The organism is Peteryoungia rhizophila, assembly GCF_004912145.1.
Lineage (GTDB): Bacteria > Pseudomonadota > Alphaproteobacteria > Rhizobiales > Rhizobiaceae > Allorhizobium > Allorhizobium rhizophilum.
On record NZ_STGT01000002.1, the window covers coordinates 29,283 to 54,161 of the forward strand.

Sequence of the window (24,879 nt, forward strand, 5' to 3'; positions counted from 1 at the left end):
GACACCGACGCCGAAGGTTTGTCCGTTTTCTTCGACTTCCATTAGACGCAAGCAACAGGAGGATACCCATGCGACTGACTATACTCTCCACACTTCTCTTTGCCGGCACGAGCTTGTCTGCCGGCTCGGCCCTGGCAGCCGGTGAGCTCAACCTCATCTGCGCTGCCGATGTCGTCATCTGCGAACAGATGCAGGGCGATTTCCAGAAAGCCCATGACATCAAGGTGAACATGGTGCGCATGTCCTCGGGCGAGGCTTATGCCAAAATCCGTGCCGAAGCCCGCAACCCGAAGACCGACCTGTGGTGGGCCGGTACCGGCGATCCCCATCTGCAGGCTGCTTCCGAGGGCCTGACGGAAGAATACAAGTCACCGATGCTCGATCAGCTGCAGGATTGGGCAAAGAGCCAGGCCGAAAGCTCTGGCTTCAAGACCGTCGGTGTCTATGCCGGTGCGCTCGGCTGGGGCTACAACACCGAGATCTTCAAGCAGAAGGGCTACAAGGAACCGGTCTGCTGGGCCGACCTCCTGGCTCCCGAACTGAAGGGTGAGATCCAGGTGGCCAATCCCAATTCGTCCGGAACAGCCTATACGGCGCTCGCATCGCTCGTGCAGATCATGGGCGAGGAAAAGGCCTTCGAGTATCTGAAGGCGCTCAACGGCAACATCTCGCAATACACGAAGTCGGGCTCCGCACCGGTGAAGGCGGCTGCCCGTGGCGAAACCGGCCTCGGCATCGTCTTCATGCATGACGCCGTCGCGCAGACCGCCGAAGGCTTCCCGGTCAAGTCGATCGCACCTTGCGAAGGCACCGGCTACGAGATCGGCTCCATGTCGATCGTCAAGGGTGCTCGCAACATGGAGAACGCCAAGACTTGGTACGACTGGTCGCTGAAGCCGGAGGTCCAGTCGCGCATGAAGGATGCCAAGTCCTTCCAGCTGCCGTCCAACAAGACCGCGGAGATCCCGAAGGAAGCGCCTCGCTTCGAGGATATCAAGCTCATCGACTACGACTTCAAGACCTACGGCGACCCAGAGAAGCGCAAGGCGCTGCTGGAACGCTGGGATCGTGAGATCGGCGCCGTCGCCAACTGACGATTGACCCTATCCGCCGGCGGTTTGTGGACCGCCGGCTCCTTCTGCTCTCTTCCTAATTTCTTTGAATGAGGTCGACCATGAGACATGGCAACCGCAGACTGGACCTGTTGCTGGCCTTTGGAGCCGCATCCTTCATTTTGCTTCCCTGGTACAGGCTGGAAAGCGGCTTCTTCGGCCTTGCCTGGCTGCGCGCGTTCCCGTTCACCGAAGAAACCGCGCCGGGCGTTTTGCAGCTTCTGGGTTACGGCCGCCTCTGGCTTCTCGGTGTCGTCCTCTTCTTCGGTCTCGGTTTCGCAGCACGTTTCATTGCTGACCCGATGCGCCGTGGTGCGTTCTTTGCGGCAGCAGGCGCGGCAGGCCTCGTCTATCTCTGCCTCCAGGGACTTGCGGTCGGGTTTTCCGGCTGGACCTGGGGGATCAGCGAAACCCTTTTCGGACCGCTCTCCGACGGGCAGCCATCCATGGGTGCCGGTGCCGTCACCATGGCGATCGTCTTTGTCCTCATGTTCGCCTTCGGTCTCGTCGAGCGCGGCGTGATGAAGGGCGACGCCTTCGTCGTCGGTTCGATTTCACTGCTTGTGTTTCTGGTTTTCGTCTTCGTATTTTATCCGATCGGCAGCATGCTCGTGGCTGCCGTTCAGGATTTCGATGGCTCCTTCAAGCCGGATGGCTTCATCCGCAACATGCAGGATCCGGGCATCTGGAGCCTGAGCTGCCTCATCGGGGATGGCCGATGCGGCGTTGCCTGGCGCACCTTCACGCTCGCCATCATGACGGCATCCGCCTCCACCCTGTTGGGCCTCGCCTTCGCACTCGTGGCGACCCGCACCCGCTTTCCTTTCAAGAAGGGCCTGCGGCTTCTCACAGTGCTGCCGATCATCACGCCGCCCTTTGTCATTGGCTTGGCGTTGGTCCTTCTCTTCGGTCGCGCCGGCGTAGTCACCGAAGCCCTGTCCAGCCTGTTTGGTATCGAGCCTGGCCGCTGGCTCTATGGCCTGACCGGCATATGGATTGCGCAAGTGCTGTCCTTCACCCCGATTTCCTTCCTGGTCCTCATCGGCGTCGTCGAGGGCGTCAGCCCATCGATGGAAGAGGCTTCGCAAACTCTGAGGGCCGACCGCTGGCGCACCTTCTGGCGGGTCTCTCTGCCTCTCATGAAGCCGGGCCTCGCCAATGCCTTCCTGATCGGCTTCATTGAAAGCATGGCCGACTTCGGCAACCCGCTGGTCCTCGGCGGCAGCAATGGCGTGCTCTCGACCGAGATCTTCTTCGCCGTGGTCGGCTCGCAGAACGATCCGTCGCGGGCCGCCGTCCTGGCGCTGGTCCTCCTCTTTTTCACGCTCTCGGCCTTCCTCGCCCAGCGCCTCTGGCTGTCGGGCAAGAACTTCGCGACCGTGACCGGCAAGGGTGACAGTGGCGCTCACATCGCCCTGCCGCGTGGCATCTCGATCGGCGTGCATGCGATCGTCATCCCCTGGATGATCTTCACCGTCGTCGTCTACGGCATGATCCTCGTCGGTGGCTTCGTTACCACCTGGGGCCTTGATAACACGCTGACCCTCGATCACTACGCTCGAGCCTTTTCCGTCAGCATCCAGAATGGTTCGATCGCCTGGACGGGTGTTGCCTGGAACTCGTTCTGGACGACCATGGAAATCTCGCTCATCTCCGCGCCTCTGACAGCCGCTGTCGGTCTGCTCACGGCCTACATTATCGTTCGGCAGAAGTTTGCCGGCCGGAACCTCTTCGAGTTCGCCCTGATGATGAGCTTTGCCATTCCGGGAACGGTCATCGGCGTCAGCTACATCATGGCCTTCAACCTGCCGCCGCTCGAAATAACAGGCTCGGCCCTCATCCTCATCGCCTGCTTCGTCTTCCGCAACATGCCGGTCGGCGTGCGCGGCGGGATCGCCGCGATGAGCCAGCTCGACAAAAGCCTGGACGAGGCTTCACTGACGCTGAGAGCAGACAGCTTCCGTACCGTGCGCAAGATCATCCTACCTCTCTTGCGGCCGGCCATTACTGCAGCACTGGTCTACTCCTTCGTCCGCGCCATCACCTCGATCAGCGCCGTCATCTTCCTCGTCAGCGCCGAACATAACATGGCGACCTCCTACATCGTCGGCCTTGTCGAGAACGGCGAATATGGGGTGGCGATCGCCTATTCCTCGATGCTGATCGTCGTGATGATCACCGTCATCGCCGGCTTCCAGCTCCTTGTCGGCGAACGCAAGCTGCGCCGTGAAAATCGTGTTGCCGGTCTCGGCAACAACAGCCCCGTTCCTCTCGGTCAGGAGAAAACCGCATGATCACCGTCAAAGCCGGATCCGTCACCTTTCAGAATGTTCGCAAGACCTTCGGCGCCTTCACTGCCATCCATGATCTGTCACTCACCATCGAGCCCGGCACGCTGGTGACCCTGCTCGGCCCCTCCGGTTGTGGCAAGACGACGACGCTGCGCATGCTGGCGGGCCTAGAACACCCGACCTCCGGCAAGATCCTGATCGGCGGCAAGGATGTGACCATGTTGCCCGCCAATGAGCGCGACGTTTCCATGGTCTTCCAGTCCTACGCGCTCTTTCCGCACATGACCTCGCTGGAAAATGTCGCCTATGGCCTGGAGTCGTCTGGTTTGGGCAAGAAGGAAGCGCGCGAGAAGGCCGAAGAGGGCCTGAAGCTCGTCGGCCTCGCCGGCATGGGCCATCGCCTGCCGGCAGAACTTTCAGGCGGCCAGCAGCAGCGCGTCGCCGTCGCCCGTGCCCTGGTTCTGGAGCCGCAGGTGCTGCTGCTCGATGAGCCGCTCTCGAACCTCGATGCACGTCTGCGCCGTCGCGTCCGCACCGAAATCCGCGACCTCCAGCAGCGCCTCGGCTTCACGGCCGTCTACGTTACCCACGACCAGGACGAGGCGCTCGCCGTCTCCGATCGGATCATCGTGATGAAGGATGGCGAGATTGCCCAGTCCGGCGCCCCGCGCGAACTATATGAGGCCCCGGCCTCGCCCTTCATTGCCGACTTCATGGGAGAGGCCAACGTGTTGCCTTGCGAGGTTGTCAATTCCGATGCCGGCGAGGTGCTGGTGCGGGTGAGCAATCTTGAGCATCGCCTCCGTTCCAGCGCGGGTCGGGGCCCGGCCAAGCTTGCAGTCCGACCCGGTGCGATCAGGATCGGTGCAGCCGGCGCGGAGGGGCTGCGGGGTCGCGTCCTTCACTCTGCCTATCTCGGCGGCCATGTCGAATATGAAGTCGAGACCGATGTCGGGACGCTTTTCGTGATTGATCATGACGTCGACCGTGCCCACGCCGCTGCAAGTGATGTCACACTCGCGTTCAAGAACCGTGGCATTGCCGTGATCAGCGGCTGATAATTTTTCAAAAAGACCAAGGATAATGAGAATGACAGTGAATGATACGGCACTCGCAGCGCGTTTTGCGCTAGCCAAGACGCTGGCGGCGGAGGCGGGCGCCATGGCGCTCGACTATTTCAACCGGCGCGACACGTTGGTGATCGAGACGAAGCGGGATTTGCAGGATGTGGTCTCTATCGCCGATCGAAATGTCGAGACCTTTCTCAAGGAGCAGGTGGCCGACATCTACGGCAATGACGGGTTTCTGGGAGAAGAATTCGGACACGATGAGGGCTCCTCCGGCTTCACCTGGGTTGTCGATCCCATCGACGGCACTGCTCCCTTCGTCAACGGCATGCCGACCTGGTGCGTGTCCGTCGCGATCGTTCGGGATGGCCAACCGGTCGTCGGTGTCATTCACGTGCCCTGCTCGGACGAACTCTTCGCGGCGGCCCATGGTTTCGGTACGACGCTCAACGGCAAGCCCCTGCGCCTCGATCCGACCCGCAACCTGCAGAACGCAATGACGGGCATCGGCTGCAACAGCTACGTCACGCCTGAACGTGTCGGCGCGATCATCGCAGGTCTGATGCAGCGCGGCGGCAATTTCATTCGCAACGGGTCGGGCGCGCTGATGCTCGCCTATGTCGCAGCCGGGCGTCTGGTCGGATACTACGAGCCCCATATGCGGGCGTGGGACTGCATGGCGGGGTTCTGCCTCGTGCGTGAAGCCGGGGGCAAGAGCCTTGCCTTCCCGGGAAGCGGCGCCGAGTTCCTCGATGGGCATCCCGTGCTTGCCGCGAACACGTCCTGCTATGATGAGTTGCTCGATCTTCACATGAGCAATCTTTGACCGATTGCCGATAAGGGACGCCGACCTGGCGATCCCTCAATTCAGATTTCCGCTACTGGATTGCCGCACCAAGCTCCTCGGCTCGAACGCCGGGGAGCTTTCCTGTTTCTGCCGTGCGCTTGGTTGCGTTACGCGTCCTTCTCCCAGTACCAGGCAACATACTGCCGCTTTCTATCGCGCTTTCGCTCAGCCAGATAACGCTTGATCGTGCGGACGTCTGCCTTCTCGGCTGCGAACCAGACGAAGGTGCTTTCGTCCACCGTATCGAGCGCCGCCTTCACACGTTCTACTAGAGTGCCGGCTGCATACGGCGCGTAGGACGCACGATGAAGCCACTCGACGTGTACTTGCCCCTTACTTCGGAGAGGCTGCTCCTCGCCGGCGTCTTCGATTTCTATGATCGCCTTCATCGTCACGCCCGGCGGTGCCTCCTCGACCATGCGCAGGATGGCGGGAAGCGCGCTTTCATCTCCCGCGAATAATATATCCTGCGCGTCAGGCAGGCCACCTCCGCCGGGTCCCATGAGTGCAACGCGCTCGCCGGGCACCGTATCGCGCGCGAAGTCCGCGCCGGGCGTGGCAATGCCTTCGGCCGGATGCTGCAGGATGTCGATGCAAACATGGTTGGCTTCCGGATCGACGGAGCGGATCGTGTAGACCCTGACGACCAATTCGTCGTCGCCTTCGGGCCAGCCGATCCGGCCATTCTCCTGGAGGTTCGGCCAGACCGGCGGCCGGCCCTTCGGCGGCGCGAGTAATCGAACATGCATGTTGCCGCCGATGAAGGGCGACACATCCGCGAGAGACAGGGTGACGCGGCGCATGCGTGGGGTCACGTCATGCGCCGATACGACCTTCGCCTCGACAAAGCCGGGTGGTCTCACCTTCGGCGCGGGCTTCGACCATTCGAGCGAGAAAGGTTCGTCGCCCGCGAAATAAAAGAGGTGCTCGGCGAACATGGTGCGCGTCGCCGCCAGCGCTTCGTCGCTGTCCGTACTGATCTCGATTGCCAGATGGTCGTTCATGGTTGCGATGTCGATCGTCCAGTCCTCCGATTTGAGGGTGGCGATGCCGCCCTTGTGGACGACGTCGGAATGCTCGACGAAATGTTCGCAGATCTCGTCGAGCATGGCGCTGACATCGGCGGGGTGTGCGACCCCTGAGAGACGGGCGGGCTGAAAATCGGTCATGATCGTGCCTGAAGATTGGAAACGGAGGGCTGCTGCATATGGTGACGTCCGATGGGAAGCATCATCGGTCTGTCCGAGGTCGGGTCGGTGAGGATTTTGCTTTCAAGGCCAAAGACGTGGCGCACCATGTCCTCGGTGAGCACGGACTGGGTGGCGCCCGTCCGGAATGGCTTGCCGTCGAGCATGGCGACGAGATGGTCTGCATATCGAGCCGCGAGGTTCAGGTCGTGCAGGACCATGACGATGGTCGTGCGGCGGAACCGATTGAGATCCGTCAGCAGGTCGAGCACGTCAATCTGGTGGCTGATGTCGAGGAAAGTCGTGGGTTCATCGAGAAGCAGGATTTCGGTCTCCTGCGCCAGTGCCATGGCGATCCATGCCCGCTGCCGTTGGCCGCCTGACAGCTCGTCCACCGGACGCTCCGCGAGGTCTGCGGTCTGGGTGGCCTCGAGTGCGTCTGCGATGGCCTTGTCGTCAGCTTTAGTCCAGGAGGCGAAAAGACCGTGATGCGGATGTCGGCCCCGGCTGACGAGATCCATGACCGTGATGCCGTCCGGCGCGATGGGGGACTGCGGAAGCAGACCGAGCCGCCGGGCGAGTTCACGGGTCGGGAGCCGGTGGATCGCCCGGCCATCGAGCAGGACTTCGCCGCGCTTGGGTGCGATCAGCCGTGACAGGGCCTTGAGCAGGGTGGATTTGCCACAGGCATTGGCACCGACGATCGCGGTGATCCGGCCGGAGGGAATGGCGAGGTCCAGGTCATTGAGGACGAGGTTCTCGCCATAGCCTGCAGAAAGGGATTTCGCCTCGAGGCGGGGATCGGTCATGGAGTACCTCCGCGGCGGTTGTTCCGGATGATCAGGGTGATGAGATAGGGGGCGCCGAGCGCGCCGGTGACAACGCCGACCGGGTAGCGGCCGGGAAGCAGGAACTGACCGACGAAGTCTCCGATCAGGACCAGCACGGCGCCTACCAAACCGGCCGGCAGAAGTATGGAACTGCGGCGCCCGAACATGCCGGTGGCGATCGGGCCAGCGAGAAACGCGACGAAGGCGATCGGGCCGGTGACGGCGGTGGCGGTGGCGATCAATCCCACGGCTGAAATCATCACGATGAGGCGCGTCGCTGGTACGTTCACCCCGAGAGCCGTTGCCGTCTCGTCGCCGGTTCGCATGGCTTCGAGATCGCGCGCCTTGAAGAGGATGAGCGCCCCGAAGACGAGAAGGGATGCCATCACGGGGAGGCTCTGTTCGAGCTTTGCCCCGTTGAGACTGCCGGTCAGCCAGCGCATGGCTTCCTGCAGGGTGAAGGCGGGGGCGCGGGAGAGCACATAGGCAATCATGCTTTCCAACATGGCCGAAACGCCGATCCCGACGAGGATGAGGCGCGAACCGGCCACACCATTTTTCGCCGAGAGGCCATAGACCAGAAGCGCGACCGCGAGACCGGCGGCCACGGCAAGCAAGGAGACGGTGGGGCCGCTCAGCGACAGAATGACGATCGCGAAGACCGCCGCTGCGCTTGCTCCGGACGTGATGCCGATGATGTCAGGGCTGGCAAGCGGATTGCGCAGCATCGTCTGGAAGGCTGCTCCACCCAGCCCGAAGCTGACACCTGCGACGATTGCGAGAATAGCCCGCGGCAGGCGCAACTGGCCGACGGTGAAATCGGCGCCGGGAACACTCTCACCCATGAGAACATGCACGACGTCGGGAATGGGGGTGAAAGTCTGTCCTGCCATCAGCGTCAGAAAGAAGCCGAGCAGCCCCAGGACCATCATTGAGGCCAGAAGCGCGTGACGATGCCGGGCCTGGCGGCGACGGCTCGATGCGATCATCGCAGCCGTCAGCGGAGGGATCTGGAGGCCGTTCACAGGTCTTTCACCTTCTGTCGCCGGACGATGAAGATGAAGAAGGGTGCGCCGATCAGGGCGGTGACGACGCCGACTTCCAATTCGGCCGGGCGAGCTGCGAGACGTCCCAGGACATCGCTCGTGGTCAGCAGAATAGCACCTCCAAGTGCCGAGAACGGCAGCAGCCAGCGATGGTCTACGCCGACCAGCAGTCGGCAGGCATGCGGAACGACGAGACCGACAAAGCCGATGGGACCGCAGACGGCTGTCGTTGCGCCGCAGAGCATCACGGCGCCGAGCGTTGCCATGCCCCGGGCAAGTGCCACGCGTTCCCCAAGGCCGGCTGCGAGTTCGTCGCCGAGGGCCAGCGCATTGAGCCGTCTTGCCGAGAGGAGGCACAGGACGAAGCCGACCAAGAGGAAGGCGTAAACCGGCTCCATACGTTCGAACGTCGCGCCGCCGACACCGCCGATCTGCCAGGAGCGGATGCCGCCGGCGATGTCTGCCCGGGGAAGAACGACGGCGATCACCAGCGAGGAAAAGGCAATCGATGTCGCCGTGCCTGACAGCGCGAGCTTCAGCGGCGTCGCGCCACCGCGGCCCATCGAGCCGATGACATAGACGAAGACCGCAGTCGCTGCCGCGCCTGCGATCGCGACCCAGATGAAGGTGTGGGCGGAACTGATGCCGAACCACGCGACGCCGACGACCACTGCCAGCGAGGCGCCGATATTGATTCCGAGAATGCCGGGGTCGGCGAGCGGATTGCGCGTGACACCCTGCATGACGGCGCCGGCGAGGCCGAGGGCCGCGCCTGCCATCAAGGCAAGGATGGTCCGCGGAATGCGCGTCGCCACTGCTGCGCGATCCAGCGTCGATGTATCGCCAGAGATTGCAGCCAGAACATCGGCCACCGGGACATCGCGCGTGCCGATCATCAGTGACAGGACCGCGACCGCGACGCCGATTGCGACGACCGTACCGAGCCAGAATAATCGGCTGGTGTTTGTCGCGCGACCGGACGATTGCCGGTGTGCCTGATGTCTCGCCAGCGCCGTCATTCCGTCTTTCTGGCCGCTTCTGCCAGCATGGCGACATAGGCGGGTAGCACCCAGGTGATCGAGAGGGGCGTAGGGTTGGCGGCAGTGCCGACTGGATCGCGGCCCAGCGTGACGATCGCGTCATGCTTGACGGCCGGCATGTGGGCGAGCAGCGGATTGGCTTTCATGGCCTCGATCAATCCCCGGTCGCCATAGGTCACGAGGATGTCGACGTCATCGAAGAGATCGATCTGCTCGGCGCTGATCGAACCGGCGAAACTTCCGTTCGAAGACGCCTCCGTCACACTTTTCGGCATGGAGAGACCGAGATCCGCAAAGAAGCGGACGCGTGTGTCCTGCGTCGTGTAGAAGTTGACGATGCTGAGATCATGAGCGTCGAGATGGGTGACGAACATGGCCGTCTTGCCCTTCAACTCCGGATATTTCGCAACTTCCGCAGCGATCTTCTCTTCGATGTCGGCAATCAGCGTTTCGCCTTCCTGAGCGAGGCCGAGGCCGGCGCTGTCGAAACGGATCATCTCGCGCCAGTCCGTCGACCAGGGCGCCTGCGGATAGGCGACGACCGGGGCAATCTGGCTCAAGGTGTCGTAGTCAGACTGGCTCAATCCCGAATAGGCGGCAAGAATGACCTCCGGCTGCGTGCCGGCGACAGCTTCGAAATCGATGCCATCGCCTTCATCGAAGAGTTGCGGTGCATCGGCATCGAGTTCCTTCAGGCGTTCAGCCACCCAGGGCAGCAGCGCGTCACCGTCATCGTCGCCGAAATTCGCCGCGGCCATGCCGACGGGGATCACGCCCAAAGCGAGAGGCACTTCATGATTGGCCCAGGCAACCGTCGCCACGCGTTTCGGCTTCGCGGCGATCGTGGTCTTTCCGAGCGCATGAGAAATATCGAGTGGAAAACGGGTCTGTTCGGCCGCTCGCACGGAGGTGGTCCATGACAGGCACAGGAGCGCGGCGGCAAGCCCCAGGTGATGCAAGTTGATCCGCATGGGTCACAATCATCCCTTGATTAAGTTGACTTTCCCTCTCAGCTTCACCGGGTGGGGTCAAGCTTTTTGCACCGCGCTGGCAAAAGCGCCTCTTGATTTTCCGGGGGAATTTACAAAAAAGGGGATTCTACAATACTGGATGAAAATTATCCAGTTAATGGCCGGCAGACCGATGAGGGATTAATCTGTGGCGAGCCGGGCTTGGGGATAGGGCCGAAGGAGACTGCAAGTTGATCCTGGATATCGGTTGGCTCCCGACGATGATCCTCAGGGGTCGTCGAGACGGAATGTCTGAACGCCAAATCCTGGAAACATCATGATCAGAGTCATTTCTTCCGGAAGCACGAGCCGAGCTTCCATCCGCCAGCGTACTGCCGTGCTTTTGGGCTGCACAGCTTTCATCGCCTTGATGCCTGCATTTGCGGGAGCGCAGGACGCGGATAGCGAAACCACCGTTCTCCAGACCATCACCGTGGAGGGCGCCGGTCAGGGTGACGCGGATTCTAAGACCGTGGTTGCAACGAAAGCGGCAGCCGGCAGCCGTATGACCACAGACATCATGGATACCGCCGCATCGGTTTCCGTCGTGACGGCCAAGGAAATCCAGCAGCGTGCGGCGAAGAGTATCGAAGAGGTGCTTCAGTACACGCCTGCCGTCACCGCAGATTTCTACGGCTCCGACGACCGTTTCGACTACTATAAAATTCGCGGCTTCGACGCCTGGGCCTATCGCGATGGCCTCACCCTCGGTGACCCCTTCGGCGGCGTCCGCGAGGAGCCTTACGCGTTCGAACGTGTGGAGGTCCTGAAGGGGGCAAGCTCGACGGTCTACGGCGTATCGGACCCCGGTGGTGCCATCAACTATGCGACGAAGCTACCCAAGACGGATCGCTTCGGCGAAGTCTATGGCACGACAGGGTCGAACAAGCGTGGTGAAGTCGGCTTCGACTTCGGTGACAATCTGACCGAGGACAATACCCTGTCCTACCGCCTGACCGGCAAGCTGCAGAATGCCGAGAAGGAATACGATTTCTCACAGGACGACGAGAAGTTCATCATGGGCGGCCTGACCTGGCGGCCAACGGACATGACCAGCTTGAGCTTGGTCTACGATCACCTCAACCGTGACAGCGTTCCCGGTGGTGGTGGGCATCCGATCGGCACGAATCTCGACCGCAGTGTGTTTCTCGGCGAGCCGGACTACAATTACGATACGACGAACCGGAACACCTTCAGTGTGTTGTTCGACCACGATTTCGGGAATGGCCTGACGTTCGGCTCAAATGCCCGCTACAGCAAGTCGAATACAGGCTTCGGTTATGCCTATGTTCAGGACAATACTCCCGATTATGCCGGGACGACCGTTTCGCGAGACTATTACGGCAACGCGCAGAATCGAGAAGATTTCCTCATCGATGCCCATCTGCAATATGATGGAAGCTTCGATTTCGTTGAGAGCAGAACGCTCGCAGGTCTCGACTACAAGCGCCACAATGGGACCGGCACGACCTACTATATGAGTGCGCCGGACATCAACTGGACCAATCCGGTCTATAGTGGCGCGCCGACCTATGCGACGCCCTATGTCGCCGATGTCAGCAAGCAGTCGACGGTTGGTTTGTACCTGCAGCAAGAGGCGACATTCGCGGAAAAGCTGATCGTATCCGTCGGTTTGCGGAACGACTGGATGGATCTGTCTTCGGTGGATACCGAGTGGTACACCAACGGTTCTCCGATCACGACCGAAAGCGCGGGTGACTTCAGCGAGTTTTCCAAGCGTATCGGCGCGACCTATCGCGTCACGGACGAGTTCGCGGTCTATGCGAGTTATGCCGAGTCCGTCGCCCCTCCAAGCGTCGGCGTTGATCCCGAGCGTGGGGAGCAGATGGAGCTTGGTGTGAAATATAGCCCGGAGGCTTTCCCGGCTCTGTTCACCGCATCGATCTATGATCTGACGAAGACCAATATCACGCGAACGAACCCATCAACCGCACTGCCTGAGACGATCGGCGAAGTGCGCGTTCGTGGTATCGATCTGGAAGCCAAGGCAGAGCTCACCGACAATCTCAGCTTGACCGGCGGTTACTCTTACCTCGTGTCCGAGATCATGGAGAACGGCACTGCTGGAAATGAAGGCAATGAGCTCGCCATGGTTCCGCGCCAGACTGCTTCGCTCTGGCTGAACTACACGATCGATGGGGACGGGCAGCGGGGCGACATGACTGTCGGTGGCGGGGCTCGCTATATCGGCTCTTACTTCTACACGGACGCCAATACGGGCTCGACCGATGGCAATATCGTCTTCGATGCAGCCTTGACCTACAAGATCCGGGAAAACACCAGCTTTGAACTGAACGTCAGCAACGTGTTCGACGAGAAGTATATTGCGAACGCTGGTTACGGTGCCGATTTCTACAATCCGGGGCGCACCATCTACGCGACCATCCGCCAGACCTGGTGAGATGAACGGGCCCCGCCGGCTTCACATCTGGCGGGGCGCGCTTCCTCAATCCAGTTGATGTGCGCGCCGCCAGGCGGCAGGGGTCTCGCCGGTCACGCTGCGGAAGACCTTGGTCAAGTGCGCCTGGTCGGTGAAGCCGAGCTGGACGCTGATTTCGGCGATGCTCATCGAGGTATCGCCGAGCAGCTTTCGTGCGAGGTCGATGCGGCGTGCCAGCTGCCACTGGAGCGGGGTCATGTCGGTCGTCTGACGGAACACGGTCGCGAACCAGCTTTCGGACAGCCCGACCACATCCGCCATCTCCTTCACGGCGAGGCGCCGACCACCGCAATTGGCGAAGTAGGCCGAAAGTCGGTTCAGTTGTGCCTGGGTCAGCCGCCCACTGGCGGCACCAACACTCGTCTCGTCCCCCTGCAGATCGAGGAGCCCGGTGACGATGCTGCCGATCAGGTTTTCGGCAAAAGCCGTGTGCCGGACATGTGTCGAGAGCTCTTCGACCACGAGGTTCGCCAGACTGGTCAGCGGTCCCGGGTCGTGCAGTTCCACAGGTTGTTTCAGTGTCGCGCGTGCAGCCGACGTGCCGATCACTGGCGAAATGTAGCGCATCATCCGATCGTGGTGCAGATGCAGGTCGAGGTGCGAGAAGCGGTGGCGCCGCGTGAACCTCGTCCACATGGGAACGCCGGCCGGGACATAGATCGCCCGCGCCATTCCGCGCTCACCGTGGCCGACTTCCCCGCGCTGGTCGGCGACCTGGATCTGGGTGCTCACGTCGTTGAAGAAGAACATGATGCGGGGATCAGGAGACAGATAGTAGCCGCTGGCACCCGCATGGCCCTCCGCATCCCAATGCACACCGACAATGCCGTCCAATGAGCGCCATTTAGCCGGCAGCAAGGCCCGAATGCCGTCTATCTCGGTCTGCATCTGGTGTAGATAGGTCAACTCTCTCGCCTCTCGCCCATCGTCGGTGGCTTGCACGGCTGCCGGGACACGGGGGTACCTTTGGCCAGAAAAATGCGCGGGGTCAATAAAGATGACTTAATCGGTCATATTTCTGTGGTCGTCGACGCTTGGGTTTGGCCTGCAATTCAGCGCTTCGGGCGGCTCATTGATCCCTTTCTAAGGCAATCAGTTTCCGCCATGTCGCAGCGTAGCGGTCGAGTCCGGGAATGGTCTCGTCGACGAAACGGGGTGGGCACGATGGCCGGATCCCCGCAAGAAGTGCCGCACCCGACGATGTGCCGGTCTGCGATGTTGATACGTAAACATCTCGTCGTGTCAGGCTGTGCAAGGCTGCGACAAAAATGCGGTTCGCGGCGAAAGGCCCCTCGACGATGATCGGCCCCTTGGAATCGATCATGTCGAGACAGGTCACTGTCATCAAGGCCTGGTAGAGACTGGCCGAGGCCTGACGTTCTGCAACCTTCTCCGCTTCCAAATGCCATCGACCTTTCATGGACGGAAACGGACCGGTGCCGCTTACGCTGCTCGGCAACAACATGCGCTCGTGTAATACCACGTCTGCGACGGCCGCCCATTCCGCTTCCGCTGTCACGGCCGCCAGCTTTTTCGTCGCAATCTCCCATTCGCGGCCGCCCATGTAACGGGCGGACGGTACGGCGGTGCCATAGGCATCGACGTTGGCAAGCGTGTCCCGCTCGCTATCCAGCTTTTCGGGCTGCCCTCCGGGCGCAAAGCAGATGACCCATGTGCCTGTCGATACGACCGTGCAGGGAAGGCCGAAGCCGACGAGGTGCGGCAAGAGCGATGCGTTGGAATCATGAATGCCGCAATAGACCGGGACCGGTTTCGACAGGCCGAGCCTTCGTGCGATTTCCGGTCGGATATCGCCCAGGATATCGAATGCGGAGCGGATCGGCGCCATCTTGTCCGCAATCTCAAGGCGGTCGACGAGAGCCGAATATTGGTCTGCAAAGGGAAGCCATAGATCGGTGTGGCATCCGAGCGAAGTTTTCTCGTTGGCCGCGATAGCCGTCAGGCGATAGGCCCAGTATTGCGGATAGGTGAGGATGGTCGAGACACGCGCGAACTCGTTGGGAAAACGGTCTCGCTGGAAGTGGAGCTGCGCACCTAGATTGAGACCTCCGGTGATACGGGGTGAAAAGCTTTCCCTGAAGTCCGGTCGGATCAGGTCATAGGCCCGGTTCACCTCGTCCGGGTAGGTGTGTTCGTAGTCGAGCACGGGCAGCGCAAGTGCGCCTTTGTCGTCGAGCAGGGCCGCGCTCGCACCATGTGTGGTGATGGATAGGGCATCGAAGCCCGGGTCGACTGCGAACTCGGCAAGGGTGTCGAGGATGAAGGCCCATAGCCGTTCTGTATCGAAATGCGGATAGGGCGGGCCGGCCAGCACGATATTGGCAGTCTTGCGGACGGCCACTTCCGCACCTGTCCGCCCATCGACAATGACCACCTTGGCGTTGGTCTTGCCGATGTCGATGACGGCTATTCGCTCAAGGCTTTCTGTCATGGCATGTGAAAGACGGGTTTCAGGTCGACCGCCCATGGCGAGTTGTCCGGGTTGGTCTGCATGACATCCGCCATGTGTACCCACCAGCGCTGCATCACGGGATGGGAGGGTAGGTCCGTCATGCCGTGTGTCTTCTTGCGCGTCAGGACTCCGATCAGCAGGTTGGTCTCCGGATCGAGATGGATGGTGTAGTCGCTGATGCCGGCTTCATGCAGAAGATCGACTAGATCTGGCCAGATCTCGTCATGGCGCTTGCGGTATTCCGTTTCCATGCCGGGATTGAGTTTCATCTTGAAGACGTGACGTTCGGTCTGGCTCATCAGGCGTTCCTCGCATGCTTGATCCGTCGCGCGACGATGGGGAGCGCGATGGTGATGATGAGCAGCAATCCGATGAAGATGGACATGACGATGCCAGGGACATTCAGGAGGCCGAGGCCGAAGGTGACGAGGCCCATGACGAAGGCGGCGATCACCACGCCGACAATCGTCCCGGAACCGCCAAGGATTGAGACGCCGCCGAGCACGACCATGGTGACAACTTCGAGCTCCCAGCCCTGAGCGATCGAAGGGCGGGTGGAGCCGAGCCGGGAGGTGAGGCAGACGGCGGCGATGCCGCTCATCAGCCCGGTCAGCAAGAAGAGGATGAACTTCACGCGCTCGACCGGGATGCCGGAGAAACGTGCGGCCAGAGGGTTCATACCGATCACATAGACATGGCGGCCGAAATTGGTCCGATGCAGCAGGATGGCGAAGAGACAGGCCACAACCAGGAACAGGACGAACTCGAACGAGATGACCCAGACGACATAACCCTGGCCGAAGAAGGCGAAGTCCGCAGGATATTTGCCAAAGGCTCTGTCACCCAGCACGAGATAGGAGATGCCGCGGAAGAGGCTCATCGTGCCGATCGTCACGACGATCGACGGCAGTTTCAGGCCGGCGACCAACAGGCCGTTGAAAGCGCCGCAGGCAAGGCCGGTTGTAATGCCGATAGCGACGAGACCAGGTGTCCCCATTCCCATTTGAACGGCATACCCCATGGCGGTCGAGGCGAGCGCGATGATGGCGGCGACCGAGAGATCGATCTCGCCGGCGATGATCAGGAGCGCCATGGCAAAGGCGATCAGCGCCTTTTCCGTGAAGTTGAAAGTGGCGTCCGAGAGGTTCCAGGCATTGAGAAAATAGGGAGAGGCCAGCGAATTCGCGATGAAGATCATGATCGCGACAGCAAAGAGGAGAACCTCCCAGCTGCCAAGCAGGCGACGGAACGGTGTCTCGAGGCGATCGGGAATGACCCGTGTCTCGTGGGTTTGGCTGGTCGAGGTGCTCATGCTGCCCCCTCCGTTGTGGCTGCGCGATCACGCAGGATGATACGTCCCTTTTTGCGTTCGGCTCGAGCGTTGAAGACCACCGCGAGCACGATGACGATGCCGGAGATCGCCATCTGGGCAAAGGGCGAAATGCCGATGACCGGGAGGGCATTCTTGATGACGCCGAGGAAGAGGGCACCGAGCACCGTGCCTATGACAGTGCCGATGCCGCCTGCAATCGAGATGCCGCCGATGACGCAGGCAGCGACGCTGTCGAGTTCGAAGCCGGCGGCGATGTCGACATAGGCGACGGCGTAACGTGAGACCCAGAGATAGCCTGAGAGGCCGGCAAGCGCGCCCGACAGCACGAAGGCGAGGAAGCGGGCGCGACCGACATCGATGCCGGCATAGATGGCCGCGACCGGGTTGCCGCCGGCGGCGTAGGCCGAGCGACCGAAGGGGGTGCGGGCGAGGATGAAGCCGATCAGCAGGATGACCGCGATCGCGACCCAGGAGAGGATCGGCAAGCCCAGCACCGGCAGGCGCGGCACGCCCAGAAAGTCTGGCTGCATCTGGTGGGCATTCACCCATGCGCCGCCCGAGAGCACGAAGCTCATGCCGCGATAGATGGTGAGTGTGCCAAGCGTCACGACGATCGGTGGGATCTGCAGGGCCCAGACGAGGAAGCCGTTGATGGCGCCGAGTGCTGCGCCGATGCCGATTGCAACAAGCACAAGGAGGGCGAGTGGCAGGCCCGGATAGGCGCTGTCGAGCATTGCGACCGCCATGCCGGTAAAAGCGAGATTGGCGGCGACCGACAGGTCGATCGACTTGGTCAGGATCACGACCATCTGGCCGAGTGCCAGGATGATCAGGATCGAGGTGTCGTTGAAGATATTCGCCAGGTTTTCAGGCGAGGCGAAATTGGGTGCGCGCGTGGTGAAGCTCAGGATCATGCCGATGATGATCAGGCCCAGCAGCATTTCCCGGTTCTTGAAGAGGTTCTGCATTGTCATTCCTCACGCATTGCCGGTTGCGGCGCGCACGAGCGTCTCGGCCGTCAGGCCCTCGCGCTCGAAGATACCGGCCTGCAGACCCTCGCGCATGACCATGACACGGTCCGACATGCCGAGGATTTCGGGCAGTTCCGACGAGATCATGATGATCGAGAGGCCTTCGGAGGCAAGCTCGGAGATGAAGCCGTGGACGGCGGCCTTGGAGCCGATGTCGATGCCTTTTGTCGGTTCATCGAGAATGATGACCTTGGGCGAGGTGGCGAGCCACTTGCCGATCACGACCTTCTGCTGATTGCCGCCGGACAGGGTGCCGACCGGAACCGACAGAGCGGCTGCCCGCAGGTCGAGCCGTTCGGCGAAGCGGCGCGCCAGCTTCAATTCATTGGCCGCTTTCAGGAAACCTGAGACGGAGGTTCGGATCAGCGAGGGCAGGGACATGTTCTGGTAGATTGGCAGTTCGAGCGCCAGACCGTGACGTCCGCGTTCCTCTGGCACATAGACGATGCCGGCGGTGATCGCGTCTGCGGTGTCTCTGATGGTTATGTTCTTGCCTTCAAGCTGAAGGGCACCGGATTTAGGGCGGGTGATGCCGAAGATCGATTGGCAGAGTTCCGAGCGGCCGGCACCGATCAGGCCGTATACGCCGAGGATCTCGCCTTTGCGCAGATCGAAACTGATGTCGCGGAATTCGGTTTCGTGGCTGTAGCCGCGGACGCTCAGGACCGGCGCACCGATGACGGCTTCGACCTTCGGGAAGACATCGTGCACGTCGCGGCCGACCATCTGCCGCACAATCTCGTCCTGAGGCGTGTCCTTGAGCACGCCCGAGCCGACCATGCGACCATCGCGGAAGACGGCGTAGTTGTCCGCGATCTCGTAGAGTTCATCGAACTTGTGGCTGATGAAGAGGATCGCCTTGCCCTGACGCTTCAGGCCCTCGATGATGCGGAAGAGATCGTCGATCTCCTTGCGGGAAAGGGCGGCGGTGGGCTCGTCCATGATGACGATGCGCGCGTCGACCGAGAGCGCCCGGGCAATGGCCACGAGGTGGCGCTGGGCGATCGAGAAGTCCTTGAGTTTCGTCGTGGGATCGATGTCACTTTCCAGCGCCTTCATCAGGTCGCGGGAGCGTTCGTTGATGGTGCGCCAATCGATCAGCCCGAAGCGGGTTCGGGGGGCGTGACCGAGAAAGATGTTCTCGCCGACGGTCAGCTCGTCGAAGAGCACCGTTTCCTGGTGGATGGCAGTGACACCTGCGTCGATGGCGTCCTGGGCATTGGCAAAGCTCCTGGGCTTGCCGTCGATCAAGATCTCGCCCTCGTTCGGACGGTAGATGCCTGTGAGGATCTTGACCAGTGTCGACTTGCCGGCGCCGTTCTCGCCGATCAGCGCGGTCACCTTGCCCGGATAGAGGGCGATATCGACCCGATCCAGGGCCTTTACGCCCGGGAAGATCTGGGAAATGCCCCGCATTTCGAGAATGGGCTCGCCAGCCGGGATCGCGCCCGCCGCGAGCTTGGCAGATTGAACGGTCATCATGTGCTTACCGAATGAGTGAAATCCCGGCGGCTTGAGCCGCCGGGTCTGGTTCGCCGAGATTAGAAGATCTTGGAGAATTCCTCGATGTTCGAGGCGTTGTAGACGAAGGGATCGGCCATGGCGGCTTCGCCACCGTCACCAACCTTGATCTTGCCCATGCGGCCGGCTTCGATTTCCGAACCCGGAGCCGCATCGGTTTCGCCCTTGGCGAGACGATAGGCGATCTGGGTGGCGGAGTAGCCGAGGTCGATCGGGTTCCAGATGGCAAATTCCTTCGTGGCACCCGACTGGATGGCGCCCGCCATTTCGGAGGGGAGGCCGAGGCCGGTGACGTAGACGTCGCCGATCTTGCCGGCATCCTTGACGGCCTGCGAGGCGGCGAGAACGCCAACGGTGGTCGGGGCGACGATGACCTTGACGTTGGTCTGCGAGGTCAGGAGGCCGTTTGCTTCGCGGTAGCTCTTGTCGGCGAGGTCGTCACCATAAACGGTGGTTACGAGGTTCAGGCCGGGGAAGTCCTTCAGCTGCGCCTTCATTTCCTCGATCCAGATGTTCTGGTTCGTGGAGGTGGTGGTCGCCGAGAGGATTGCAAAGTCACCCTTACCATCAGGCAGGTGGTTGGCGGCGAGCTGTAGGCACATCTTGCCGATCAGCGCGTTGGACGACGGGTTCAAGTGCATGATGCGGCCTTCAGGCGCTACGCCGGAATCCCACGAGATGACCTTGATGCCGCGGTCCATAGCCTTCTTGAGGGCCGGGACGACTGCGTCCGGGTCGTTTGCCGAGATCGCGATGGCATCGACGCCCTGGGCGATCAGCGAGTTGATGACTTCGATCTGGCCTTCAGCCGTCGTCGAGGTCGGGCCGGTGTAGATGACTTCAACGCCACCGAGTTCCTTGGCTGCTTCCTGTGCGCCCTTGTTGGCGGCTTCGAAGAAGCCTATGCCTAGCGACTTGACCACGAGTGCGATCTTCATGTCGGCTGCCTGTGCGGCAGAGCCCATGGTGGCGAGCGCAATGGCTGCACCGGCCAGCAGAATTTTTGTCAGTTTCATGTTTTCCTCCCAGGTTAATGAACTGCTTTACCCTCCCTCGTCGGTCGCCTCCTCTAGGCGACCGACGAGGTATCCTCCCTTGCCGATGAAGCCATCGGCCTCACGGTCATGAGCCTTATGCCGGCATCGGTGACCATGGCGGCCGCCTCGTCGGAAATTCCGTCGTCGGTAATGATCGTCGAGACCTTGTCTAGCGAACACAAGATCAGGCTGGACCGCTTGGCGAACTTGCTCGAGTCCACCATGACGATCAGCTCTTCGGCCTGGCGTACCAGTTTCTGTTCGCTCTGGATGACCAGTGCATCCGATTCCATCACGCCGAGAGCATTGATGCCCTGCGCGCCAATGAAGATGCGGCGTGCATAGAAATTGCGGATTGCGTCATTCTCGAATGGTGACAGGATCAGGCTCTGGTCGCGATAGATCGCGCCGCCGGGCACCGAGACCGTGCACTTCGAATGTTTCACCAGATGTTCTGCAATCGCGAAAGAATTGGTCATCACCTGCAGGCGCCGGGCCGACATGAAATGGACCATCTGGAAGGTGGTGGTGCCACCATTGATGATTATCGAATCCCCTTCTTCGCAGAGTTCGACGGCGGCGCGTGCGATTGCGCGTTTCTTGTCGATGTTGACCGATTCGGATACGCGGAAAGGTCGGGCGGCAAGGTTGCCGAGCTGCGGCGGATGCACGGCTTCCGCCCCACCCCGGACGCGTCTCAGCTTTCCCTGCACGTGAAGTGACGCGATATCCCGGCGGATCGTGGCTTCGGAAGCCTCGGTCAGCTCGGCAATATCCTGCACCGTGATCACAGGCTTTTCCTGGATCGCGCTCAGAATGATGCGATGGCGTTCGCGTTCGTGCATGGGGTCCTCCCGATGATGATTTATTCGCAATGTTTTTACGCTGTCAATCAGAAACGATCAAAAATAATAATATTGCACCGCACAATGAAAAGAAATGATCGAAATTGATTGACAATTGGACGTGGCCTGCGCGATACCTTCGGGCAAGAAGGAGATGGTCTGCCGACGGCGGTCCATGAGGCATATTTGCAGGGAGGAAGAACATGACGGGTCAAACCCGCCTTCTCGAAAGCCGTTGGGATGATGCTCATGCCGCCAAGCTCGACGAGCCCGGCAAGCTTCTCTATCGCTCCAACCTGCTCGGTGCCGACAAGCGGATCACCAATTACGGGGGCGGCAACACGTCCGCAAAGGTGATGGAAGCGGATCAGTTGACCGGTGAGACGGTCAAGGTTCTCTGGGTCAAGGGATCCGGCGGCGACGTCGGCACAATCAAGCTCGATGGTTTCGCGACGCTTTACCAGGACAAGCTGGAAGCACTGAAGGGCATCTACAAGGGCGTGGCAGACGAAGACCGTATGGTCGGTTTCCTGCCGCACTGCACCTTCAATCTCAATCCGCGCGCCGCTTCGATCGATACCCCGCTGCACGGTTTCGTGCCGTTCACGCATGTCGATCATATGCATCCGGACGCGATCATCGCGATTGCGGCCTCGAAGAATTCGAAGGAATTGACGCAGAAGATTTTCGGCTCCGAGATCGGCTGGCTGCCGTGGCGACGTCCCGGTTTCCAGCTCGGCCTCGATCTCGAAGCCTTCGTGAAGGCCAATCCGACCGCCAAGGGCCTGGTTCTCGAAAGCCATGGCCTGTTCACCTGGGCCGATGATGCCAAGGATTGCTACCTGCTGACGCTTGAGATCATCAACAAGGCGATCGAGTGGTTCGCGAAGGAAACCGAGGGCAAGACGATCTTCGGCGGTGCCGTGTCGAAGAGCCTGCCGGCAGACGAGCGCCGCGCGATTGCCGCGCGTCTGATGCCCGAGATCCGCGGACGGATCGGCAAGGGCGAGCGTAAGCTCGGCCATTTCGACGATCAGGATGCCGTGCTCGAATTCGTCAATTCCAGCCATCTGCAGCCGCTTGGCGCGCTGGGAACGTCCTGCCCGGACCATTTCCTGCGCACCAAGATCCGGCCGTTGATCGTCGATTTCGATCCGACACAGCCGGATGTCGATGCGGTTCTTGCTGGCCTCGACCAAGCGCTCGGAGCTTATAGGGCCGACTACACCCGCTATTACGAGACCTGCAAGCACGACAATTCGCCTGCCATCCGTGATCCGAACCCGGTCATCTTTCTGGTTCCGGGCGTCGGCATGTTGTCCTTTGCCAAGGACAAGGCGACGGCCCGCATTGCCGGTGAGTTCTATGTCAATGCGATCAACGTGATGCGTGGCGCCTCGACGGTCTCCGAGTATCAGGGGCTGCCTGAGCAGGAAGCATTCGACATCGAATACTGGCTGCTCGAAGAGGCAAAGCTGCAGCGCATGCCGAAGCCGAAGAGCCTGGCCGGTCGCGTCGCCTTCGTCACCGGCGGTGCCGGCGGCATTGGCCGGGCAACGGCGGATCGGCTGATGGCGGAAGGGGCCTGCGTGGTGCTGGCCGATATCGATGCGGCAGCACTCGAGCAGACAGTCGCGGATTTCTCCAAGCGGCATGGTGCGGATGTTGTGCGTTCGGCACAGCTCGACGTGACCCGCGAGGACGCGGTCATCCGGGCCTTTGCAGAGGCCTGTGTGGAATTCGGTGGCGTCGACATTCTCGTTTCGAATGCCGGGATCGCCTCGTCGGCGCCGGTCGAAGACACGACGCTTGCGATGTGGGACAAGAATATCAGCATCCTGGCTACCGGCTATTTCCTCGTGTCGCGCGAAGCCTTCCGTCTGTTCCGGCGTCAGAAGCTCGGTGGCAACGTCGTTTTCGTTGCCTCGAAGAATGGTCTTGCCTCATCGCCGAACGCTTCCGCCTATTGCACGGCAAAGGCAGCCGAGATCCATCTCGCGCGCTGCCTGGCGCTTGAAGGCGCAGATGCTGGCATCCGTGTGAACACGGTCAATCCGGATGCGGTGCTACGGGGCTCGAAGATCTGGAACGGCGAGTGGCGCGAACAGCGTGCTGCCTCTTCGAAGATCGAGGTGGATGATCTCGAGGAGCATTACCGCAAGCGGTCGATGTTGAAGCTCAACGTCTTCCCGGAGGACATCGCGGAGGCCATCTACTTCCTGGCCTCCGATCTCTCGGCGAAATCGACCGGCAACATCATCAATGTGGATGCAGGCAATTCGCAGAGCTTCCCGCGCTGATGGCTTAAGTCGCCGGGGCGCCAGTCGCGACAAAAGGTGGTTTGCCAAAAATGAGATTGATGGCGAGGGTGGCGCCATCAGCGCTGCAGACAAACGCGCTGCGATTGCAGTCGATCGCGCGAGGTGGAGGAAAGCATGAGTGAAAACCGAATTGCCGCCGAGATCGTTGCGGATGAAAACCAAAGACGCGAGGCTGCACAGCGCAGTGATTATCAGGCGCTGGGTGAAAAGCTCGCGCGCAGCTCGATCGACATCGAGGCTATCACTGCGAAGGTCGCCGAGTTCTTCGTCGCCGTTCCCTCCTGGGGTGTCGGTACCGGCGGTACGCGCTTCGCCCGCTTTCCGGGTCAGGGCGAGCCACGTCACATCTTCGACAAGCTGGACGATTGCGGGGTCATCCATCAGTTGACCCGGGCTACGCCGACGGTGTCGCTGCATATCCCCTGGGACAAGGCGGACCCCAAGGAGCTGAAGGCCAAGGCTGCTGCGCTCGGGCTCGGTTTCGATGCAATGAACTCGAACACCTTTTCGGACGCTCCGGATCAGGCGCATTCCTACAAATATGGTTCACTCAGCCATGTGGATGCTGCAACGCGCCGTCAGGCGGTCGAGCACAATCTCGAATGTATCGAGATTGGTCGGGCGCTCGGTTCAAAGGCACTCACCGTCTGGATCGGTGACGGGTCTAACTTTCCGGGCCAGAGCAATTTCACCCGTCAGTTCGAGCGTTATCTCGATGGGATGCGTGACATCTACAGGGCGCTACCGGACGACTGGCGCCTGTTCTCCGAGCACAAGATGTACGAGCCGGCCTTCTACTCGACGGTGGTGCAGGACTGGGGCACGAATTACCTGATCGCGCAGACGCTCGGCGAAAAGGCTTATTGCCTTGTCGATCTCGGCCACCACGCGCCGAACACGAATATCGAAATGATCGTCGCCCGGCTCATCCAGTTCGGCAAGCTCGGTGGGTTCCACTTCAACGACAGCAAATATGGCGACGACGATCTCGATGCCGGCTCGGTCGAGCCCTATCGCCTGTTCCTGGTATTTAACGAACTGGTGGATGCGGAACATCGCGGACTGAAAGGCTTCCACCCCGCGCACATGATAGACCAGAGCCACAATGTGACGGATCCGATCGAAAGCCTCATTTCCAGCGCCAACGAGATCCGCCGTGCATATGCGCAGGCCCTGCTCGTGGATCGGGTCGCGTTGGAAGGCCATCAAAGCGAAAATGACGCTCTCATGGCGTCCGAGACATTGAAGAGAGCCTATCGGACCGATGTCGAGCCGATCCTGGCCGAAGCTCGTCGCCGTGCCGGTGGCGCCATCGATCCGGTAGCCACTTACCGGGCGAGCGGTTATCGTGCGCGGGTGGCCAGCGAACGGCCGGCCGTGAAGGGTGGCTCCGGTGGGATCGTCTAGTCAGGTCGGCGGTTCCGAGT

The 24,879-nt window shown here is 61.1% G+C and carries 20 protein-coding genes; 7 read left to right on the forward strand and 13 right to left on the reverse strand.

Features of this window, described 5'->3' with window-relative positions:
• Positions 1 to 68: 68 nt before the first annotated feature.
• From E9677_RS06150 to E9677_RS06165, 4 genes are all read left to right on the forward strand, one after another.
• On the forward strand, positions 69 to 1,094 hold the full coding sequence (locus tag E9677_RS06150; RefSeq protein ID WP_136557239.1) for an ABC transporter substrate-binding protein: 1,026 nt from the start codon (positions 69 to 71) through the stop codon (positions 1,092 to 1,094).
• Positions 1,095 to 1,174: 80 nt separating this feature from the next.
• The gene (locus E9677_RS06155; protein WP_136557240.1) at positions 1,175 to 3,406 is read left to right on the forward strand and encodes an ABC transporter permease; all 2,232 of its coding nucleotides are present in this window, start codon (positions 1,175 to 1,177) and stop codon (positions 3,404 to 3,406) included.
• Positions 3,403 to 4,461 carry an ABC transporter ATP-binding protein gene (locus E9677_RS06160; protein ID WP_136557241.1) on the forward strand — a complete coding sequence of 353 codons (1,059 nt, stop codon included), beginning with the start codon at positions 3,403 to 3,405 and terminating at the stop codon, positions 4,459 to 4,461. Before E9677_RS06155 ends, E9677_RS06160 begins: the two co-directional genes overlap by 4 nt.
• 31 nt (positions 4,462 to 4,492) lie before the next feature.
• Positions 4,493 to 5,296: an inositol monophosphatase family protein gene (locus tag E9677_RS06165; RefSeq protein WP_136557242.1), complete on the forward strand. Its 804-nt coding sequence runs from the start codon at positions 4,493 to 4,495 to the stop codon at positions 5,294 to 5,296.
• Positions 5,297 to 5,424: 128 nt separating this feature from the next.
• On the opposite strand, the gene E9677_RS06170 is transcribed toward E9677_RS06165, so the two are convergent.
• The 5 genes from E9677_RS06170 to E9677_RS06190 are packed head-to-tail and all read right to left on the reverse strand — an operon-like array spanning position 5,425 to position 10,391.
• Positions 5,425 to 6,486 carry a DUF2218 domain-containing protein gene (locus tag E9677_RS06170; RefSeq protein ID WP_136557243.1) on the reverse strand — a complete coding sequence of 354 codons (1,062 nt, stop codon included), beginning with the start codon at positions 6,484 to 6,486 and terminating at the stop codon, positions 5,425 to 5,427.
• A complete protein-coding gene (locus E9677_RS06175) occupies positions 6,483 to 7,313 on the reverse strand; it encodes an ABC transporter ATP-binding protein (RefSeq protein ID WP_136557244.1) in 831 nt (276 codons plus the stop codon). The genes E9677_RS06170 and E9677_RS06175 overlap by 4 nt, the downstream gene beginning before the upstream one ends.
• Positions 7,310 to 8,323 carry a FecCD family ABC transporter permease gene (locus tag E9677_RS06180; RefSeq protein WP_205910126.1) on the reverse strand — a complete coding sequence of 338 codons (1,014 nt, stop codon included), beginning with the start codon at positions 8,321 to 8,323 and terminating at the stop codon, positions 7,310 to 7,312. The genes E9677_RS06175 and E9677_RS06180 overlap by 4 nt, the downstream gene beginning before the upstream one ends.
• A gap of 32 nt (positions 8,324 to 8,355) precedes the next feature.
• On the reverse strand, positions 8,356 to 9,399 hold the full coding sequence (locus E9677_RS06185) for a FecCD family ABC transporter permease (RefSeq protein WP_136557245.1): 1,044 nt from the start codon (positions 9,397 to 9,399) through the stop codon (positions 8,356 to 8,358).
• Positions 9,396 to 10,391 (reverse strand): iron-siderophore ABC transporter substrate-binding protein, encoded by a 996-nt coding sequence (locus E9677_RS06190; protein WP_136557246.1) that lies wholly within the window; start codon positions 10,389 to 10,391, stop codon positions 9,396 to 9,398. The genes E9677_RS06185 and E9677_RS06190 overlap by 4 nt, the downstream gene beginning before the upstream one ends.
• Before the next feature lie 316 nt (positions 10,392 to 10,707).
• Here E9677_RS06190 and E9677_RS06195 point away from each other — a divergent pair, with 316 nt between their 5' ends.
• On the forward strand, positions 10,708 to 12,852 hold the full coding sequence (locus E9677_RS06195; protein WP_136557247.1) for a TonB-dependent siderophore receptor: 2,145 nt from the start codon (positions 10,708 to 10,710) through the stop codon (positions 12,850 to 12,852).
• A gap of 45 nt (positions 12,853 to 12,897) precedes the next feature.
• Here E9677_RS06195 and E9677_RS06200 read toward each other — a convergent pair whose 3' ends face one another.
• The 8 genes from E9677_RS06200 to E9677_RS06235 all read right to left on the reverse strand — a co-directional run bounded on the left by E9677_RS06200 (position 12,898) and on the right by E9677_RS06235 (position 21,131).
• Positions 12,898 to 13,797: a helix-turn-helix domain-containing protein gene (locus E9677_RS06200; protein WP_136557248.1), complete on the reverse strand. Its 900-nt coding sequence runs from the start codon at positions 13,795 to 13,797 to the stop codon at positions 12,898 to 12,900.
• 163 nt (positions 13,798 to 13,960) lie between these two features.
• The gene (locus tag E9677_RS06205) at positions 13,961 to 15,379 is read right to left on the reverse strand and encodes an FGGY-family carbohydrate kinase (RefSeq protein WP_408014691.1); all 1,419 of its coding nucleotides are present in this window, start codon (positions 15,377 to 15,379) and stop codon (positions 13,961 to 13,963) included.
• A complete protein-coding gene (gene rhaM, locus E9677_RS06210; protein ID WP_136557250.1) occupies positions 15,340 to 15,663 on the reverse strand; it encodes an L-rhamnose mutarotase in 324 nt (107 codons plus the stop codon). The genes E9677_RS06205 and rhaM overlap by 40 nt, the downstream gene beginning before the upstream one ends.
• Positions 15,663 to 16,676, reverse strand: coding sequence for an ABC transporter permease (locus E9677_RS06215; protein WP_136557251.1), 1,014 nt, complete (start codon positions 16,674 to 16,676; stop codon positions 15,663 to 15,665). Before E9677_RS06215 ends, rhaM begins: the two co-directional genes overlap by 1 nt.
• Positions 16,673 to 17,665 carry an ABC transporter permease gene (locus E9677_RS06220; RefSeq protein ID WP_136557252.1) on the reverse strand — a complete coding sequence of 331 codons (993 nt, stop codon included), beginning with the start codon at positions 17,663 to 17,665 and terminating at the stop codon, positions 16,673 to 16,675. Before E9677_RS06220 ends, E9677_RS06215 begins: the two co-directional genes overlap by 4 nt.
• A gap of 9 nt (positions 17,666 to 17,674) precedes the next feature.
• Positions 17,675 to 19,210 (reverse strand): sugar ABC transporter ATP-binding protein, encoded by a 1,536-nt coding sequence (locus tag E9677_RS06225; RefSeq protein WP_136557253.1) that lies wholly within the window; start codon positions 19,208 to 19,210, stop codon positions 17,675 to 17,677.
• Between the two features lie 59 nt (positions 19,211 to 19,269).
• Positions 19,270 to 20,265 carry a rhamnose ABC transporter substrate-binding protein gene (gene rhaS, locus E9677_RS06230; RefSeq protein ID WP_076397770.1) on the reverse strand — a complete coding sequence of 332 codons (996 nt, stop codon included), beginning with the start codon at positions 20,263 to 20,265 and terminating at the stop codon, positions 19,270 to 19,272.
• 53 nt (positions 20,266 to 20,318) lie between these two features.
• The gene (locus E9677_RS06235) at positions 20,319 to 21,131 is read right to left on the reverse strand and encodes a DeoR/GlpR family DNA-binding transcription regulator (RefSeq protein ID WP_136557254.1); all 813 of its coding nucleotides are present in this window, start codon (positions 21,129 to 21,131) and stop codon (positions 20,319 to 20,321) included.
• Positions 21,132 to 21,334: 203 nt separating this feature from the next.
• Between E9677_RS06235 and E9677_RS06240 the strand changes: the two genes are divergently transcribed.
• On the forward strand, positions 21,335 to 23,431 hold the full coding sequence (locus tag E9677_RS06240) for a bifunctional rhamnulose-1-phosphate aldolase/short-chain dehydrogenase (protein ID WP_136557255.1): 2,097 nt from the start codon (positions 21,335 to 21,337) through the stop codon (positions 23,429 to 23,431).
• A gap of 135 nt (positions 23,432 to 23,566) precedes the next feature.
• Complete coding sequence (rhaI, locus tag E9677_RS06245; RefSeq protein WP_136557256.1) at positions 23,567 to 24,859, forward strand: L-rhamnose catabolism isomerase; 1,293 nt, start codon at positions 23,567 to 23,569, stop codon at positions 24,857 to 24,859.
• Positions 24,860 to 24,879 lie beyond the last annotated feature (20 nt).

Bases quoted from the DNA above. Each gene is read 5' to 3' on its own strand.
- E9677_RS06150 (WP_136557239.1), top strand. From the start codon at position 69: ATGCGACTGACTATACTCTCCACACTTCTCTTTGCCGGCACGAGCTTG.
- E9677_RS06155 (WP_136557240.1), top strand. From the start codon at position 1,175: ATGAGACATGGCAACCGCAGACTGGACCTGTTGCTGGCCTTTGGAGCC.
- E9677_RS06160 (WP_136557241.1), top strand. From the start codon at position 3,403: ATGATCACCGTCAAAGCCGGATCCGTCACCTTTCAGAATGTTCGCAAG.
- E9677_RS06165 (WP_136557242.1), top strand. From the start codon at position 4,493: ATGACAGTGAATGATACGGCACTCGCAGCGCGTTTTGCGCTAGCCAAG.
- E9677_RS06170 (WP_136557243.1), bottom strand. From the start codon at position 6,486: ATGACCGATTTTCAGCCCGCCCGTCTCTCAGGGGTCGCACACCCCGCC.
- E9677_RS06175 (WP_136557244.1), bottom strand. From the start codon at position 7,313: ATGACCGATCCCCGCCTCGAGGCGAAATCCCTTTCTGCAGGCTATGGC.
- E9677_RS06180 (WP_205910126.1), bottom strand. From the start codon at position 8,323: ATGATCGCATCGAGCCGTCGCCGCCAGGCCCGGCATCGTCACGCGCTT.
- E9677_RS06185 (WP_136557245.1), bottom strand. From the start codon at position 9,399: ATGACGGCGCTGGCGAGACATCAGGCACACCGGCAATCGTCCGGTCGC.
- E9677_RS06190 (WP_136557246.1), bottom strand. From the start codon at position 10,391: ATGCGGATCAACTTGCATCACCTGGGGCTTGCCGCCGCGCTCCTGTGC.
- E9677_RS06195 (WP_136557247.1), top strand. From the start codon at position 10,708: ATGATCAGAGTCATTTCTTCCGGAAGCACGAGCCGAGCTTCCATCCGC.
- E9677_RS06205 (WP_408014691.1), bottom strand. From the start codon at position 15,379: ATGGGCGGTCGACCTGAAACCCGTCTTTCACATGCCATGACAGAAAGC.
- rhaM (WP_136557250.1), bottom strand. From the start codon at position 15,663: ATGAGCCAGACCGAACGTCACGTCTTCAAGATGAAACTCAATCCCGGC.
- E9677_RS06215 (WP_136557251.1), bottom strand. From the start codon at position 16,676: ATGAGCACCTCGACCAGCCAAACCCACGAGACACGGGTCATTCCCGAT.
- E9677_RS06220 (WP_136557252.1), bottom strand. From the start codon at position 17,665: ATGCAGAACCTCTTCAAGAACCGGGAAATGCTGCTGGGCCTGATCATC.
- E9677_RS06225 (WP_136557253.1), bottom strand. From the start codon at position 19,210: ATGATGACCGTTCAATCTGCCAAGCTCGCGGCGGGCGCGATCCCGGCT.
- rhaS (WP_076397770.1), bottom strand. From the start codon at position 20,265: ATGAAACTGACAAAAATTCTGCTGGCCGGTGCAGCCATTGCGCTCGCC.
- E9677_RS06235 (WP_136557254.1), bottom strand. From the start codon at position 21,131: ATGCACGAACGCGAACGCCATCGCATCATTCTGAGCGCGATCCAGGAA.
- E9677_RS06240 (WP_136557255.1), top strand. From the start codon at position 21,335: ATGACGGGTCAAACCCGCCTTCTCGAAAGCCGTTGGGATGATGCTCAT.
- rhaI (WP_136557256.1), top strand. From the start codon at position 23,567: ATGAGTGAAAACCGAATTGCCGCCGAGATCGTTGCGGATGAAAACCAA.